This window comes from Paenibacillus sp. J22P90, assembly GCF_059692195.1.
In genome coordinates this window covers 373,005-387,849 of record NZ_JCAUAY010000004.1, presented here as the reverse complement: position 1 = coordinate 387,849, position 14,845 = coordinate 373,005, and the positions used below count along the sequence as shown (strand labels likewise).

Here is a 14,845-nt window from a genome sequence, read left to right as displayed (position 1 = left end):
TAAGTGGAGGAGATTCATATGGAAGTTAGAATTCAACACGGTAAAGTTAACCCTGAGGCTTATCAAACGATGATGAAGCTGGAAGGATTCATTAAGGAAAGCGGCTTAGATCATACACTTTATGAGTTTATTAAAATTAGAGCATCTCAAATCAATGGCTGTGCCTTCTGTATAGATATGCATACAAGTGCGCTGCGCAAGATGGGTGAGAGCGAGCAACGTATTTACTTGCTCAGCGTATGGCGTGAGTCTCCTATTTATACAGAGAAAGAAAGAGCAGTTTTGGAATTAACAGAAGCCGTGACAACGATCTCCGCAGCTGGTGTTCCGCAAGAGTTGTTTGATCGCGTACGCAAGCATATCGACGAGCGTGAATTTGTAACGATCATCATGGCGATCAACACGATCAATTCATGGAACCGTATCGCGATTTCCACAGGTATGTTTCCAGGATGCATGTAAAAGGAGTCTTTTTTTCAATAGTCAAATAGATGATTAAGCCGTGGATGAGGAATTTCCTCTCCATGGCTTTTTTCTTCTTGAAATGGACAGAAGGATGTTTTATTATAAAATTGTGCCCGAGCACGAAAATGAATGCAATGACAAAAGGCAACTCGAAGAAAGTCGATTGGCTTTATTTTTTACTTAATTTCGTGCCCGAGCACGGAATGTATTATCCTAACATTATATGATGAAAAAGGAGGCATTATTATGGCAATTGTTGTTCAGAAGAGAGATTACAGTATCACTGGACAAGAAAGCAAAAGAGCGCAAGAACGCGGTTTAGCCGGTGCTGAGTGGTATGCCAGTCCCATTCCCCGCGCGAAAATGAAAGAGCTCATGAAAAGAAAGGATGGGCCAGCAATACGGGACACATTAATTTGGTTTGGTGCGTTAATTGGTTTTGGTTACTTGGCCTTTCTATCTTGGGGGACGTGGTGGGCAGTTCCGGCGTTTTTCATTTATGGCGTATTCTATGCTTCACCTGGCGATTCGAGATGGCACGAGTGTGGACATGGGACAGCATTCAAAACGCCTTGGATGAATGATGTTGTGTATCAGATCGCTTCGTTCTTCGTTTTACGTTCAGCAACTCCGTGGCGTTGGAGTCATGCACGGCATCATACCGATACCATTATTGTTGGCCGGGATCCAGAGATTTTAACGGAGCGACCACCTATTTGGAAAATCATCATGATGCAAATTTTTCATTTGTACGGTGGACCGATCGAAATCAAACGATTTGCCCTGCATACGATTGGTAAATTGGAAACGGCAGAGATGGACTACATTCCAGCCTCGGAGTATCCAAAAGTATTTCGTGAAGCACGCATCTATATGCTCATAATTCTTTCTGTTGCAGGAGCTTGCCTGTACATGGGGAGCCTGCTCCCAGCGATGTTTATTTTCTTGCCTTCCTTTTATGGCAATCTGCTGGTACTTCTTTTTGGGATGACGCAGCATCTAGGACTTTATGAGGATGTACTGGATCATCGATTGAATACACGTACAGTTCGGATGAATCCGATATTTCGTTTTCTGTATTGGAACATGAATTATCACACGGAGCATCACATGTTTCCGATGGTGCCCTACCATGCGTTGCCTAAGCTGCATCAAGAGATGAAGGACGATTGCCCTGCCCCTCGCACGAGTTTATGGGCTGCTTTGAAAGAGGTTGTCATTGCGCTTCGTTTACAAAAGCAAGATCCCTCTTATGTTGTCGTAAAGCCGCTGCCCGTTAACGCTAGACCTTATTATTTTGGCAATGGCATGGAAGAAAAATACGCAGAAGTCAGGAGACAACCATCATGATGGGCGAATGGATTGAGGTATGTGCAGTAGACGAGCTTGAAGAGGAGGATGTGATACGGTTTGACCATGGAGATGCCACATTTGCCATTTATCGCAATGCCCAGGGTCAATTTTACGCTTCGGACGGTTATTGCACCCATGAGAAAATTCATCTTTCCAAAGGATTAGTGATGGGAAATCTCATTGAATGCCCGAAGCATAATGGACGCTTCGATATTACGACGGGGGAAGCGAAGCGAGTTCCTGTGTGTATCAAGCTGAAAACTTATGAAACGAAAGTAGAGACAGGTAAGGTGTTCATCCAGATCCCCTAAGAGAGTGCTCCATTTGATATGCAACGCCGCGGACTTGATCATAGCCAATTTTTCAATCATACTTATAACGTGCCCGCACACAAAATATTTCGAATGGAGATTAGTATGAGCGTTACGATTAGGGAAATTGCCCTGCAAGCTGGGGTTTCCAGAGGTACTGTAGACCGCGTGCTGAACGGCAGGTCTGGCGTAAAGCCAGCAATTAGGGAACGAGTACTCGCCATCGCAGATGAGCTGAAGTATGTACCCAATATGGCCGCAAAAGCGCTCGCTTTTAATAGAAACCCAATCCAAATTGGGATTGTGATGCCCCCCAAGGAAATCACATTCTTTGATGATATTCGCAAAGGTATTCATGCAGCCGAAGATGAATTAAAAGGGCTAGGTATTCGCTTAGAATATGCCTATATCAGTAATGAACAGCCAGATGAGGGTGCAAAGGCGATCCAAACGTTGATTGCCAATGGCGCAAGCGGCATTCTGTTCTCGGCTATCGATGTTGAAGCGAGCCGTGCAAGTATTGATATGGCGGTTGAGCAAGGCATTCCCGTAGTAACCTTTAATTCGGATATAGAAAACTCGAAACGGAGCTGCTTTGTTGGTCAGGATCTGGGGAAAAGCGGTGAAATAGCAGCTGGTCTCATGTCACGAATGTTCAAGGGCAAAGCCAAGGTGCTAGTTGTTGTAGCGAACATGAAATTTCATGCGCATCGCCTAAGAGTTCATCATTTTAAGAAGAAATTAGCTCATACTGAGATTGAAGTTGTTGGCGTGATTGAAGGGTACGATCGCTATGAGGATACTTTTCACAAGCTGATTGATGCGCTGAAGATGTATCCGGATGTGGATGGCATCTATATGGCGACAGGTCATGCTGGTGCTTGTATCGAGGCAGTTAAATTGGCTGGAAAAGGTGGTCAACTTCGCATCGTGTGTAATGATTTATTACCTGAAGTCGAGCAGGGACTTCGAGAAGGGATCATCGATTTTACGATTATGCAAAATCCCATTCAGCAAGGCTATCGTTCTCTACGAATTTTATACGATTTGATTTTTACGGGAAAGAAGCCAGATAGTGAATATCAGTATACCGAAACTAGCATATTGATAGCAGAAAGCCTCTAACTGGGCATGAAAGTATGAAAGGATGCTGCACAATGAGTCGTTATGCGGTGAACCAAGTTCAGGAGTTGGGCTACACGTTGTTAGAGCTTATAGATTCTGAAGGGGATGCGAGAGCTAGATTAACGCCTGATTTTGGCGCAAATTTACTTTCGTATACGTGCAAAAATATCCCGATCATTGTGCCACCGAGCAGCTTACAGGCATTCATCGATCATTCAAGCCATCATACGATGTACGGTACACCGATCTTATTTCCCCCGAACCGGATTAAGAATGGCACATTTACTTTCCAAGGCAGGGAATATAGACTCCCGTTGAATGAGCCGCCTCATCATCATTTGCACGGCGAAATCTCGCATAAACCGTGGAACATCGTGGAGGTGGGGGCAGCAGATCAGCATGGTGCTTACGTGACTTGTCAGTTTGACTATGCGGAGCATCCGGAAATCATGGATTATTTCCCACATCCCTTACGATTTCGAGTGACACATCGGTTAATTGAAGGTCGTTTGACCACGGAGATATCGGTTGAAAATAAAGGGAATGACACCGCGCCGTTTGCACTCGGGCTGCATCCGTATTTTGCTTCAACGTTCGCCGGGGAAGAAGCTGTCTTAACCGTACCTGCGATAGCGGAATGGCCGGTTACGAATTTGGCTTTCGTGAAGGGGCCACCGGCTGAGACGGATTTCTGTAAAAGCTTATCAGTCGGAATTGCGCTTGCTAACTATCCCCAACTCGGTTGCTCCTTAGTTACTCTTAGAGATGATCGAACATGCTACTTCAATATGAAGAAGGCAGGACACCGGATTGCATACCAGATGGATCCAAAGTTTCCGTTCGCGATTCTTTTTAAACCGAATTGGACAGATGCGTTCTCTATCGAACCTTACACGTATGTGACGGATGCGTTTAATCTCCCTTATCCAACTGAGCAGACAGGGGCTAGGGGCATTGCTCCGCAGGAAGTTATACGATTATCAACAGCAGTATGGTTGGAGTTACTGTAGCTTTCAATCGAAGATAAGCAAAAAGGAGCTCCTTCACAAATGTGAATAGCTCCTTTTTCTGTGCCTACTTTTGCTTACAACGGCGGCTTTTTACCCTCATTTTCGATCAAATGATCCCGATCGCCATCCTCCATAATATTGCGTGTGGAGTTGCGGAACTCACGCAGCGTATCCCCGAAGGCACGCCCCAGCTGTGGCAGCTTGGAAGGGCCGAAAACGATTAATGCGATCGCCAGAATTAATATTAATCCTGAAACCCCGATATTGTTGAACATACAATCATCCTCATTTCATTTTCTTTTCTTATTCTTCAACGAGCTGCAGCTTTGCGACACGCTGCATGGCTCGCCATTGCCAGCCGGCAACGAGTACGCTGATTTCAAATAGCAGAATTAACGGCACTGTGACCGATAAATGTGAAATCATATCAGGAGGCGAAATGCATGAGCCTGTGATTGTGAGCGCGATATAGGCGTATTTTCTGGACATTTTCAGTATTTGAGGCGTGAGCAACCCGATTTTCGTTAAAAACAGGAGGATCACTGGCAGCTCAAATGCAATCGCCATAGGTATAACAATTTGAAACAGAAAAGCGAAATAACGATCGATGCCATATGTCTCAACGGCGCCGATGGACTGATTCATTCGAATCATGAATCGCATCATCATGGGGAACACAACCCAATAGGAGAACGAGACGCCGATGATAAACAACGCAAAGGCGACAGGAATATAGGGGAGTGCGCTCTTAGATTCAGCTTCGGTTAAGCCCGGCTTCACGAAGGCCCATGCTTGGTAGAGAACGACGGGCACTGTAAACAAAGCCGCAAACAGAACCGCACATTTCATATAGATCATCAGACCGTCTGTAAATGAGAACACATTCCATTTGATTTCACCAATCAATGGCTGTGATTTCAAGTAAAGCAAGATGTCCGAAGAGAGGTATAAGCCAGCACATAGCGTGATAATGAACCAGCCCAATATGATCAGCAATCGCTTGCGAACCTCAGTCAAATGCAAAATCCAATCTTCCTGCTCCATGCTTGTCCTCCTTTCTCGTGTGATGTGAAGGTTTCCCGCCAGTTTTAAACGACACTTCCACCTTGTTTCAAATATTTCGCGATCCCTTCCACTGCACGGTAGGCCAGCGCTCCAACCGTACCTGTTGGATTGTAGCCACTGTTATGTACGAAAGCGGACGCACCAACGACGAATACATTTTCTGCATCCCACATTTGTAGATAGGAGTTTACTGCAGAAGTAGAGGGATCAGCGCCCATAATTACACCGCCAGTGTTATGGGTGGATTGATAGGGCACGATATTATAGGGACCAAGCTGATCAGATGAGCCAATGGTGGTTGGTTTCATTTCTTTCATGATTTCGGCAGCTTTTCCCGCAATGAATTTAATCATTTGACGATCCTGTTCTTCAAAATCGAAGGTGATCCGTGGGAGCGGAAGACCGTAAGCATCCTTGTAGGTCGGATCCAAATCCACATAATGATGCTTCCATGGCAGGCTGCTTCCCTGCGGAGAAACGGAAATAACGCTGTTCGCATATTTCAACGAGGATTGCTTGAAGTCTTTTCCCCATGCTGGTGTACCTTTAGGAACAGAGTTTGTCGCAATCGGTCGTTGTCCGGTTTGCGAGATGCGCAGACCTGCACCATGGATGAAATTCAAATTGGTGTGATCGAAATTATCACCATTGAAATCAGGAATCTCCATGCCAAGGGAACCTGCGCCTGCGTACAAGTTAAACTGTTTTTCATCGAAAAAGCCTGTCGCATTCCCACCGTTCGTTTGGTAGCAATAGTTTTTCCCGATGACGCCTTTGCCTGTGGCTGGATCATACGGTTTGCCCAATTTAGAGGTGAGTAGAAGCTTAATGTTGTTAAAAACATAGCTGGCCATAATGACAACATCGGCAGGCTGCTCAAACTGTTCTCCTGTTACCGTATTCACATACACAACGCCGCTTGCTTTTTTACCGTCATTGAGAATTTGTATCACATTGGAGTAGGAGCGCAACTCAAAATTGCCGGTTTTCTGCGCAACAGGGAGCACGGTCACGATCGCATCTGCTTTGGCGCCGTATTCACAACCAAAACGCTCACAATAGCCACAATATTGGCAGGCAGCACGGGTAATGCCATCCGGGTTCGTATACTGCTCCGATAAGTTAGCAGAAGGCATCATATAGGGATGGTAGCCGAGCTTTTTCGTGGCATCTTCGAACAATTTCAGGACCGGTGTTTTCACCATCGGCTTCGTTGGGAACGGGGCAGAGCGTTTGCCCACCAACGGATTCTGCTCAGCATCGCCAGAAATACCAGTTAATTTTTCGAATTTATCAAAATAAGGCTCTAACGTATCATAGGTAATGCCCCAATCTTGAATCGTCATGCCTTCAGGTATTTTCTGCTTCCCATAACGTTCCACTGTTTTGCTATAAATTTCAAAATCGTAAGGGAGAAACCGCATCGTCTGTCCATTCCAATGCACACTCGCCCCGCCGAGACCTTCGCCGAGCAGGAAGGAGCCGTATTCACGCATCGGCACTGCGGCCATTTTCTCCGTATTTCGGAACGTCACAGTCTCTTTGGATAAATCCTGCATGAGATCATAGCGAGAAGCATAGCGCAGCTCATCATGCACCATATAGTAATCAGCCGTACTGCGCGGCTTCCCGCGCTCTAAGCCAACTACCTTGACACCTTGCTTCGTTAATTCAGCGGCAATAATTCCCCCGACCCATCCCATTCCTACAATGACAACGGGGACTTTCGGCATTTTAGTAGCCATACACGTTTTCCTTCCTATATTAGAATCGTACGCTTAATGCGCGAAATGATCGTGCAAGCTGCGAGGCTCCATCGCGACGAACTGATCTTTATCGATGATATTGGTATAACTCATCTGATTGCCTGGGTATTTACGCATTTTCCAGCCGGCCATATTTTTATTCCCGCCGTACAACGGATCGGAATAGACACCTTCCATGACGAGAACGCGGAAAAGGTTGAAAAAGGTTTTACCGGTAACGCCGTTCACGACACTGATTTCACCTTTTTCCATCGAGGTTAGAATCGCATCTTGTTCCTCCGGTTTAATATCTACAAACCCCTTCGTATGTTTGGTTTTAGCCGTTTCCTCCAGACTGTTCAGACCCATTGTGATGAGTTCGTGACGCTGAATGCTGAGGTAATCTCCCTGTGTGGCTTCACCCTTGACAAACGGCCCCATCCGGTACGTGCGGGCATTCACACCCCAAGGACTTGCTAGCTGGTGATCGATATAAAAGGCAACGCCAAGCTCTGTGGCGCCAGGACCGCTCTCGTCTTTGGGGAAGATACGTTCAGCAGCAGCTTCGGTAATTTGCAGTTGGGCTTGATTGAAAAACATTGGGGCTTGGTTATAATCAGCTGTAGCTTGTGGTTTAGGACTAACACTAGGCGAAGGAGAGCTCGTGGAAGCATCCTTCTTAAAGCCTCCTGAGACTGCACTTCCAATGACGCCGCCAACTACAACGCCGCCTATGGCAGTTCCGGTGTATTTGAGAAAACGGCGACGTGAGTGATCAGGCGTATGATTGTGCGTGTTTTTGTCAGCCAATTTGTCATACCTCCATGGAATTTTATGTACATCTGGGTAGTTATGGATATGTTGAGCTGTAAGCGGATTTCCTATGCATGATTTGTATGAAAATATGGTAATGGGGGCAATGTATGTGGTAGACATCCAATTTCTATTCACGCATTAGAACCTATGAATGTGAGGAGAAGCATATCCATGAATCGTAAGATCTTAGTCCTCACTCTATTGCTCGCTGGGGCATTATCGGCTTGCGGAAAGAGTGAAACGACGCCTAGCCCAAGTCCAGGTACGACAACTACATCACCAACAGCATCCGCAACTACGGGAACAACGACTAAAGCTGATGCACAAACGGTCTTCAAGGCAAACTGTGTCAGCTGCCATGGGGCGAATTTGGAAGGGATGGTCGGACCTAATCTTCAGAAAGTTGGCGGAAAGTATTCAAAAGATCAACTAACCCCAATCATCGCGAATGGGAAGGGTGCAATGCCAGCTTTTAAAGGGAAGCTATCCGATGATGAAGTCAGTGCCTTATCGACATGGCTCGCAGAAAAAAAATAGCCAGTAATAAACCCGCCCCACGCTTAATAGCGGATAGGCGGGATTTTTATTTTATACATAGATAGTCATTCATTTCGTTCTGTTTGAGGCATAGGATAATGAAGTAATTATGCAGCAAGGGAGATGAAGCAGATGAAGGGTAAGGATCGGTGGAATGACCTTTTTGAGCTTGCCATGTATGTATTAGCTGCAGGTTGTTTTGTATATTTTCTCGTCAAAGGCAATGGAGCCAAAATATTTCAAGCGGTACTCATCGTGGCCGTGCTGCAGCTCATTCGCCTTGTGGTGAAATGGACGAAGACAACAATGTTTACTTCATTGCGTTTTAGCGTGCTTCTGTTTATTTTTGTGACGATGTTCATTGCAAACGAATTCGGCTATTATGGGGTCATTCCTTTTCTGGATAAAATAGAGCATCTCTTCTCAGGCGTCATACTTTGCTTCATCGGCTTGTTGGTCTACAGCAAAGCAGCTGGAATTCAGGAAGGCACAGATTCTCCCTCTTCGCGTGTCGCGGTGTGGCTGTGTTTGTTTTTTTCGATCGCAATGGCAGGTGTGTGGGAAATTTATGAGTTCGCGACAGACCACTTGTTCGGGCTAAATTCTCAAAATGGAAGCCTACTCGATACGATGACGGATATCATTTGCGGTACAGTAGGTGCGACGTTGACTGCTTGTTATTTGGCATCTAAGGCGAAGAAACGGGCACTTCCCCTAGTGGATATTAGGTAAAGTGAAGACGCAGATTTGGCTGGGAAGTTAGCTGAATGGCAGATCCTGCCTTGTCAATTGGTAACGTTTGTGGCACTATTAGCACTATTGAATGGAGGAATGGACAGCATGGAAGAGTTGCCGAACTGCCCCAAATGCCAATCCGCATATACGTACGAAGACGGGAACCTGTTGGTGTGTCCTGAATGTGCGCATGAGTGGTCGTCATCAGGAAATGACGATGAGAACGGCGAAGATCATAAAGTAGTGAAAGACGCGAACGGCAATGTGTTACAAGACGGTGATTCGGTTACGGTCATCAAAGATTTGAAAGTCAAAGGGACTTCATCCGTTATCAAAATAGGTACAAAAGTGAAAAACATTCGCTTGGTTGAAGGCGATCATGATATTGATTGCAAGATCGATGATTTTGGCGCGATGAAATTGAAATCGGAGTTTGTTAAAAAGATATGAAAAGAGGATCCACGCTGAGCGTGGATCTTTTTATTTGCATTGGCGTTGGTAGGACGGATAGGGAGAAGTTGGTTTAGTTGCCTCTAGCTACTATCCCCCTCGCTCAGTCTTAGAATCCCAAAGCGCATCCAGCTCAGGCAGCAGGAGTACACTCTCCTGTTCATTCGGATCCGTGCGAGCAAGGACACAGCTGCAAGGCTCGGTTTTACTCGGATTATAAGGGAGATGAGGCATGCCTGCGGGAATGTAGAGGAAATCACCTTTTTCCAGCTCCATATGCTGTTCCAAGTTTTCCCCATACCACATGGCTGATTTTCCTTCCAGCATATAAATCGTGGTTTCGTGGTTTTGATGAAGATGAGCTTTTGCTCGTTGTCCGGGAGGAATGGTTAATAGCAGCATGCAAATGCCTAGCGAATCAGCACTTTCTTTGGAAATGGCCTCGGCGTAATCAAATCCTTGCTTCCCATGATAGGTTCGGGATGAACGGATGAGTCGGCATGTTCGTTTATTTTCCATATAGCAGCACCTCCTACAGCTATTCTATGCCAGTGTACATACTTTAGCTGACTGTGACTCATCTTAATAAGTAGACGAATGGGAAAGCGAAATTCTCATGGAGGAGGGGTAGATGTGCAGTTATTTCATTTAAGCTATATTGTATTATTTTGCGCAGCACTCGCGGCAGGAACGATCGGAATGGCATGGTTTGTCTATCATAAGCGGAAAAATAAAGCTCGATAATGGTTGCTATTGCTCTTGCATGCGAACCACTAAATTTGTATGTTAAAAAATACGCTTGAGTAATCCTCTCTCATGTCCTATAATGTGCCTATGTTAGTTGCAATTAAATTTGTGCTAATAATACGAGATAGAGACATGGGAGAGATGACGTCATGGCAACAGTTCTTTTTGTAAAAGTAAACGATCGACCTGCAGATCAAGCAGTAAGTGTTCAAATGTACGATACATTTTTGAATGCGTATAAAGAAACAAATCCGACGGATGTAATTACAGAACTTGATTTGTATCAAGTTGAACTTCCTTACTACGGGAATGACGCGATTACGGGCACGTTTAAGCAAAATGCAGGATATGAGCTTACGGCAGAAGAGCAAGTAGCTGCTACGATCGCTAATCGTTTTTTGGATCAATTCCTTGCGGCTGACAAAATCGTAATTGCTTTCCCACTATGGAACTTCACATCCCCAGCTCCATTGACGACATATATTTCCTACCTATGTCAGGCTGGCAAAACGTTTAAATATACAGCAGAAGGCCCAGTTGGTCTTGCTGGCGACAAGAAAGTCATTTTGTTGAATGCACGTGGCGGCGTGTACTCGGAAGGACCAATGGCTGAAGTTGAGTCGGCCATCAGACCACTTCGCGGTGTATTTGGATTATTCGGTATTCAAACACAAGTTGTTGTTATTGAAGGACATAATCAATTCAAAGATCGTTCGGCTGACATCGTTGCTGAAGGTTTGCGTGAGACCGTGAAAGCAGCTCAAGCGTTCTAAGAATTTTGGGTGTAATAAAGAAGGAGTCATCCCTTGGGATGCTCCTTTTTTATTTAAACAGAGGTTCAAATCTATTCATAGAAAGGGAATGTGAACACGTTCACGAATACAATATATGATGATCTTATACCGTTAGTCGAAAAAGGAGGTAATCTTGTGAAGCTATACGAAAGATCGCTGAACGCGCAACTCATTGTTATCTGCAGCTTAATCTTTCTAGCCGCCATGCAATTACTACTGACAATTGGCGCCGATCGTCCTATCGGATTTACGGTGCTTCTCAGTGTATGTCTTGGCATATTTCTCGTGCTTGCCCTCATAATTTGCATAGATCTCATCCAAAATGATCCGGAAACAATCGTTGCTAAAGTAGAATATTTAGAGGAATATCGGTTACATATACGGAAACCAAATGGGAAGCTAATGAAAGTGCGTGTAAAAGCTACAGAATATGAACAATTCCATGTAGAACAATCGGTCGAATTGCTTATTGCCAAACGTACAAGTGCTTTGCTTTCGATCCACAGCTTGGATATTTAGAGCATAAGAAAAACCATAAACGGAGGATTTATGAATCGCTTTAGAAAAATATTTAGAAGTAAAATTGTATGGGCTATACTCATTCTCCTAGTATTTATGTACGTCAATAACACGTCGTTACTTGCCAAAGAGCGGAGTGGTGACCCTTTTCTAATGGCACATCGCGGGCTGGCACAAACGTTCCATATGGAGGATCTGAAGAACGATACCTGCACAGCTGAAAGGATCTTTGAACCAGAGCATCCCTACTTGGAAAATACGATTCCATCCATGCAGGCCGCATTTGATGCAGGAGCAGATGAAGTTGAATTTGATATTCATGTAACGAAAGATAATCAATTCGCAGTTTTTCATGATTGGACGCTGGATTGTCGGACGAATGTGAAAGGTCAGTCGAAGGATTACACGATGGCTGAGTTGAAAAAGGTGGATATTGGTTACGGCTATACGGCCGACAATGGAAAATCGTTCCCTTTTCGCGGTAAAGGGGTCGGTCTGATGCCTTCGTTAACGGAAGTGCTCACGCAATTTCCAACCAAAATGCTTCTCATCCATATCAAAACCGATGATCCCCATGAGGGGGACTTGCTGGTTGAAACGTTGGCGAAACTATCGCCAGAACGCAGGAACTTATTAACGATCTATGGCGGGAACTTACCAGTTGCCATTGTGAAGGAAAAATTGCCTGACATGCGGGTCATTTCAGTGGATACGATGAAAAGCTGTCTACTTCCATACCTTGCGTATGGCTGGACAGGAATTACGCCATCTGCCTGTGAACACATTCAGATACACATTCCAGAAAAGCTGGCGCCGCTGCTGTGGGGATGGCCGAATAAGTTTCTAAACCGAATGGATAGTGTGGATACCAGAGTTATTGTGGTAGGCGGGAACGGGACTGAGTTCTCAACGGGGTTTGATACGCCAGCGGATGTGGAACGGCTTCCGGCATCGTATTCTGGCGGCATTTGGACGAATCGGATAGATCGAATTGCTCCAGTATATAAGGAGAAAATGTGATAATTAGAAGGGCAACCCCAGTAGAACGATCTACTTGAGTGAAGCCCTTTTTTTCATGCACTCAATCTTCCTTATAAAAAGACGACCGAAAAGGTGTCAGCGCGGCAATGACGGCATCTCGAAAAACATCACTTCGCGTAATTCGCCCCTCGCTAAATAAACCGTATGCGCCCTCTTTGTGATTACTCCCAATGGTGCTGCTCAATTCATCAATGATATGACGCAGCTCAGTGCCGCCTTGCTTCAATCGCTCACCAATGTCATTGGGGATAGGGAAATATAGCCCTTTGCCCACGAAAAGCCGCTCACCGTCCCATGCCGCACATACCGAGAACAAATACCATTGTTGCGTATGAACCTCATCATAGGTAAGCCCACCTTCTAGACCAAGTCCAATCTCTGCGTCTGGCACGGCGATCAGCACTTGTTTCGCCCGATTAATCGCACCAAGGACGGTTTCATCTTCTGTCAAAGGCTGATCAGACACTCCGGAAGGGACAACGTGACAGATCGGTTCAATACCAGCAGCCAAGACAACAGCAGCTCGTTTGGCCTGATTGTGCGTACCTAGCGCAATGCGCATTTCATTTTTCATCAAAAAACAACTCCTCGTAATGTACTGCGGAAGAACGTGATAATAAGTATACCATGTTTCCATTTCACGTAAGGATGCTTAAAAGCAATTGGGGTGGTCGTATGTGGAAAGCTTGAGAATTCAAGCTTATTTTCTTTGTTTCAATACATTTCCAGTTTCGTTTGCGTCAAACAAGTAGATGGCGTGATACGAGGGGGAGCAGAGATGAAATTCAGGAATACTCGGATATTGATCGTATTGAGTTGTATGTTACTTAGTGCTTGCTCGGGTTCGAAGTACGATATTGACAAAGGAACGGCAAAAGGGGATGTCATTAATATTCATGGCAAAATTACGAATCTGGATCGTTTCAATCAATTTTTGACCAACGTGGAGGGACATGTTGAGAGTACGTTAAGGATCATGCAAATGACGATTGAAGGGGATCCGATTTTTTATGATTTTGTATATAAAAAAGAGAAGATATCCTATTCCTATGATAATTCAGCGGACCAACATGGCAGTAATCAACGGCTGAAAACGGAATGCACACGTATGATTTCTGAGAAAGTAGAAAGAGGTATTTCCTATAAGCTGGATGGTTGTAAGGATGCTGAGGTTGGGAGTACTTTTCATTTTATGGTGGCTGATTAATGGGTATTTGAGATTACAGAAGATAAAAATGGAAAATTTTGCGTCATGTTTTCACGAATATGCCATGTTACAATCGGTTAGATCCATTTTGGATCAAAAAACTAAGAAGGCCGAAGCTTTTTTGAAGCACGGGGGACCCAATCTTTGGGGTGAAGCCGCGAATTATGCGGCCGGGTGATTACTCTTTGATCCGAATCCGACAGCTAACCTCGCAGGCCGCAAAAAGGAGAGGTTTATTTTGAAACGTTACAAAAAGCTTGTGGTAACAGGTGCACTAGGTTTGAGCGTCCTTATGGGAGCAAATGCGGCGTTTGCTGCAACGGGAACACATACGGTAGCCGGGAACGATACCATGTGGAAAATTTCTCAAAAGTATGGCGTCAGCCTAACTACGCTGATCAAAGCGAATCCGCAGGTTGCCAATCCTAACGTGATTTGGTCCGGGATGAAGCTCAATATCCCTGGAAGCACGACGACACCTGCTGCGTCCAAACCAGCGGTTACACCAGCCCCAACGCAGACCACATTTGCGAGTCAAGTCGTGACTCTCGTTAATCAGGAACGAACGAAAGCTGGCTTGAAGCCTTTAACGAGTAACAACGCGCTTACCGCGATGGCTCTGGATAAAGCCAAAGACATGTACAACAACGGCTATTTTGATCATACGTCGCCAACGTACGGCTCACCTTTTGATATGATGCGCGCCTACGGGATTCAATATTCCTATGCAGGTGAAAACATCGCCAAAGGTCAACAATCCCCTCAAGCGGTCATGACCGCATGGATGAACAGTACGGGGCATCGTCAAAATATTTTAAGCCCTAATTTCACGCAAATTGGTGTTGCTTACTACAATGGTGAGTGGGTACAGGAATTTATAAGTAATTAATTATGAGGCAGCCTCCTTGGGGGCTGTTTTTTTGCG

At 45.1% G+C, this 14,845-nt stretch carries 19 protein-coding genes and 1 riboswitch; of the genes, 13 read left to right on the top strand and 6 right to left on the bottom strand.

From position 1 onward, the window contains the following. Positions 1 to 18 precede the first annotated feature (18 nt). The 5 genes from AC58UX_RS16075 (at position 19) to AC58UX_RS16055 (ending at position 4,264) form a co-directional block, all read left to right on the top strand. A complete protein-coding gene (locus tag AC58UX_RS16075) occupies positions 19 to 462 on the top strand; it encodes a carboxymuconolactone decarboxylase family protein (RefSeq protein WP_497254389.1) in 444 nt (147 codons plus the stop codon). A gap of 249 nt (positions 463 to 711) precedes the next feature. Further along, a complete protein-coding gene (locus tag AC58UX_RS16070; protein ID WP_497254387.1) occupies positions 712 to 1,815 on the top strand; it encodes a fatty acid desaturase family protein in 1,104 nt (367 codons plus the stop codon). Next, positions 1,812 to 2,129 carry a MocE family 2Fe-2S type ferredoxin gene (locus AC58UX_RS16065; RefSeq protein WP_497254385.1) on the top strand — a complete coding sequence of 106 codons (318 nt, stop codon included), beginning with the start codon at positions 1,812 to 1,814 and terminating at the stop codon, positions 2,127 to 2,129. The genes AC58UX_RS16070 and AC58UX_RS16065 overlap by 4 nt, the downstream gene beginning before the upstream one ends. 105 nt (positions 2,130 to 2,234) lie before the next feature. Further along, positions 2,235 to 3,254 (top strand): LacI family DNA-binding transcriptional regulator, encoded by a 1,020-nt coding sequence (locus tag AC58UX_RS16060; RefSeq protein ID WP_497254383.1) that lies wholly within the window; start codon positions 2,235 to 2,237, stop codon positions 3,252 to 3,254. A gap of 32 nt (positions 3,255 to 3,286) precedes the next feature. Continuing rightward, entirely contained in the window at positions 3,287 to 4,264 is a 978-nt protein-coding gene (locus tag AC58UX_RS16055) for an aldose 1-epimerase (protein ID WP_497254381.1), read from the top strand. 74 nt (positions 4,265 to 4,338) lie between these two features. Here the strand turns inward: AC58UX_RS16055 and tatA are convergent, their stop codons facing one another. From tatA to AC58UX_RS16035, 4 genes are read right to left on the bottom strand one after another with little or no spacing between them, the layout of a single operon-like run. Further along, entirely contained in the window at positions 4,339 to 4,539 is a 201-nt protein-coding gene (gene tatA / locus AC58UX_RS16050) for a twin-arginine translocase TatA/TatE family subunit (RefSeq protein WP_497254379.1), read from the bottom strand. 28 nt (positions 4,540 to 4,567) lie between these two features. Further along, positions 4,568 to 5,308 carry a twin-arginine translocase subunit TatC gene (tatC, locus tag AC58UX_RS16045; protein WP_497254377.1) on the bottom strand — a complete coding sequence of 247 codons (741 nt, stop codon included), beginning with the start codon at positions 5,306 to 5,308 and terminating at the stop codon, positions 4,568 to 4,570. Positions 5,309 to 5,352: 44 nt separating this feature from the next. After that, on the bottom strand, positions 5,353 to 7,074 hold the full coding sequence (locus tag AC58UX_RS16040; RefSeq protein ID WP_497254375.1) for a GMC family oxidoreductase: 1,722 nt from the start codon (positions 7,072 to 7,074) through the stop codon (positions 5,353 to 5,355). Between the two features lie 33 nt (positions 7,075 to 7,107). Then, positions 7,108 to 7,884: a gluconate 2-dehydrogenase subunit 3 family protein gene (locus AC58UX_RS16035; RefSeq protein ID WP_497254373.1), complete on the bottom strand. Its 777-nt coding sequence runs from the start codon at positions 7,882 to 7,884 to the stop codon at positions 7,108 to 7,110. A 177-nt stretch (positions 7,885 to 8,061) separates the two neighbouring features. On the opposite strand from AC58UX_RS16035, the gene AC58UX_RS16030 reads away from it, so the two are divergent. The 3 genes from AC58UX_RS16030 (at position 8,062) to AC58UX_RS16020 (ending at position 9,612) form a co-directional block, all read left to right on the top strand. Continuing rightward, positions 8,062 to 8,427 carry a c-type cytochrome gene (locus AC58UX_RS16030; RefSeq protein WP_497254371.1) on the top strand — a complete coding sequence of 122 codons (366 nt, stop codon included), beginning with the start codon at positions 8,062 to 8,064 and terminating at the stop codon, positions 8,425 to 8,427. 132 nt (positions 8,428 to 8,559) lie between these two features. Continuing rightward, the gene (locus AC58UX_RS16025) at positions 8,560 to 9,159 is read left to right on the top strand and encodes a DUF2238 domain-containing protein (RefSeq protein ID WP_497254369.1); all 600 of its coding nucleotides are present in this window, start codon (positions 8,560 to 8,562) and stop codon (positions 9,157 to 9,159) included. Positions 9,160 to 9,267: 108 nt separating this feature from the next. Further along, on the top strand, positions 9,268 to 9,612 hold the full coding sequence (locus tag AC58UX_RS16020; RefSeq protein ID WP_497254367.1) for a zinc ribbon domain-containing protein YjdM: 345 nt from the start codon (positions 9,268 to 9,270) through the stop codon (positions 9,610 to 9,612). A 90-nt stretch (positions 9,613 to 9,702) separates the two neighbouring features. Here AC58UX_RS16020 and AC58UX_RS16015 read toward each other — a convergent pair whose 3' ends face one another. Then, entirely contained in the window at positions 9,703 to 10,131 is a 429-nt protein-coding gene (locus tag AC58UX_RS16015; protein WP_497254365.1) for a cupin domain-containing protein, read from the bottom strand. A gap of 377 nt (positions 10,132 to 10,508) precedes the next feature. Here AC58UX_RS16015 and AC58UX_RS16010 point away from each other — a divergent pair, with 377 nt between their 5' ends. The 3 genes from AC58UX_RS16010 to AC58UX_RS16000 all read left to right on the top strand — a co-directional run bounded on the left by AC58UX_RS16010 (position 10,509) and on the right by AC58UX_RS16000 (position 12,692). After that, a complete protein-coding gene (locus tag AC58UX_RS16010; RefSeq protein WP_497254363.1) occupies positions 10,509 to 11,132 on the top strand; it encodes an FMN-dependent NADH-azoreductase in 624 nt (207 codons plus the stop codon). 156 nt (positions 11,133 to 11,288) lie between these two features. Then, positions 11,289 to 11,672, top strand: a complete 384-nt coding sequence (locus tag AC58UX_RS16005) for a hypothetical protein (protein WP_497254361.1) — start codon at positions 11,289 to 11,291, stop codon at positions 11,670 to 11,672. A gap of 30 nt (positions 11,673 to 11,702) precedes the next feature. Then, positions 11,703 to 12,692 (top strand): glycerophosphodiester phosphodiesterase family protein, encoded by a 990-nt coding sequence (locus tag AC58UX_RS16000; protein ID WP_497254359.1) that lies wholly within the window; start codon positions 11,703 to 11,705, stop codon positions 12,690 to 12,692. A gap of 61 nt (positions 12,693 to 12,753) precedes the next feature. Here AC58UX_RS16000 and AC58UX_RS15995 read toward each other — a convergent pair whose 3' ends face one another. Further along, complete coding sequence (locus tag AC58UX_RS15995; RefSeq protein ID WP_497254357.1) at positions 12,754 to 13,287, bottom strand: DUF84 family protein; 534 nt, start codon at positions 13,285 to 13,287, stop codon at positions 12,754 to 12,756. A gap of 204 nt (positions 13,288 to 13,491) precedes the next feature. On the opposite strand from AC58UX_RS15995, the gene AC58UX_RS15990 reads away from it, so the two are divergent. Next, the gene (locus AC58UX_RS15990) at positions 13,492 to 13,920 is read left to right on the top strand and encodes a DUF4362 domain-containing protein (protein WP_497254355.1); all 429 of its coding nucleotides are present in this window, start codon (positions 13,492 to 13,494) and stop codon (positions 13,918 to 13,920) included. A gap of 98 nt (positions 13,921 to 14,018) precedes the next feature. After that, positions 14,019 to 14,153: riboswitch (cyclic di-AMP (ydaO/yuaA leader) on the top strand. 5 nt (positions 14,154 to 14,158) lie between these two features. Next, entirely contained in the window at positions 14,159 to 14,809 is a 651-nt protein-coding gene (gene safA, locus AC58UX_RS15985) for a SafA/ExsA family spore coat assembly protein (RefSeq protein ID WP_497254353.1), read from the top strand. Positions 14,810 to 14,845: the final 36 nt, after the last annotated feature.

What these genes read in the sequence shown, in the direction of transcription:
- AC58UX_RS16075 (WP_497254389.1), top strand. Translation starts at nt 19, where the DNA reads ATGGAAGTTAGAATTCAACACGGTAAAGTTAACCCTGAGGCTTATCAA.
- AC58UX_RS16070 (WP_497254387.1), top strand. Translation starts at nt 712, where the DNA reads ATGGCAATTGTTGTTCAGAAGAGAGATTACAGTATCACTGGACAAGAA.
- AC58UX_RS16065 (WP_497254385.1), top strand. Translation starts at nt 1,812, where the DNA reads ATGATGGGCGAATGGATTGAGGTATGTGCAGTAGACGAGCTTGAAGAG.
- AC58UX_RS16060 (WP_497254383.1), top strand. Translation starts at nt 2,235, where the DNA reads ATGAGCGTTACGATTAGGGAAATTGCCCTGCAAGCTGGGGTTTCCAGA.
- AC58UX_RS16055 (WP_497254381.1), top strand. Translation starts at nt 3,287, where the DNA reads ATGAGTCGTTATGCGGTGAACCAAGTTCAGGAGTTGGGCTACACGTTG.
- tatA (WP_497254379.1), bottom strand. Translation starts at nt 4,539, where the DNA reads ATGTTCAACAATATCGGGGTTTCAGGATTAATATTAATTCTGGCGATC.
- tatC (WP_497254377.1), bottom strand. Translation starts at nt 5,308, where the DNA reads ATGGAGCAGGAAGATTGGATTTTGCATTTGACTGAGGTTCGCAAGCGA.
- AC58UX_RS16040 (WP_497254375.1), bottom strand. Translation starts at nt 7,074, where the DNA reads ATGGCTACTAAAATGCCGAAAGTCCCCGTTGTCATTGTAGGAATGGGA.
- AC58UX_RS16030 (WP_497254371.1), top strand. Translation starts at nt 8,062, where the DNA reads ATGAATCGTAAGATCTTAGTCCTCACTCTATTGCTCGCTGGGGCATTA.
- AC58UX_RS16025 (WP_497254369.1), top strand. Translation starts at nt 8,560, where the DNA reads ATGAAGGGTAAGGATCGGTGGAATGACCTTTTTGAGCTTGCCATGTAT.
- AC58UX_RS16020 (WP_497254367.1), top strand. Translation starts at nt 9,268, where the DNA reads ATGGAAGAGTTGCCGAACTGCCCCAAATGCCAATCCGCATATACGTAC.
- AC58UX_RS16015 (WP_497254365.1), bottom strand. Translation starts at nt 10,131, where the DNA reads ATGGAAAATAAACGAACATGCCGACTCATCCGTTCATCCCGAACCTAT.
- AC58UX_RS16010 (WP_497254363.1), top strand. Translation starts at nt 10,509, where the DNA reads ATGGCAACAGTTCTTTTTGTAAAAGTAAACGATCGACCTGCAGATCAA.
- AC58UX_RS16000 (WP_497254359.1), top strand. Translation starts at nt 11,703, where the DNA reads ATGAATCGCTTTAGAAAAATATTTAGAAGTAAAATTGTATGGGCTATA.
- AC58UX_RS15995 (WP_497254357.1), bottom strand. Translation starts at nt 13,287, where the DNA reads ATGAAAAATGAAATGCGCATTGCGCTAGGTACGCACAATCAGGCCAAA.
- AC58UX_RS15990 (WP_497254355.1), top strand. Translation starts at nt 13,492, where the DNA reads ATGAAATTCAGGAATACTCGGATATTGATCGTATTGAGTTGTATGTTA.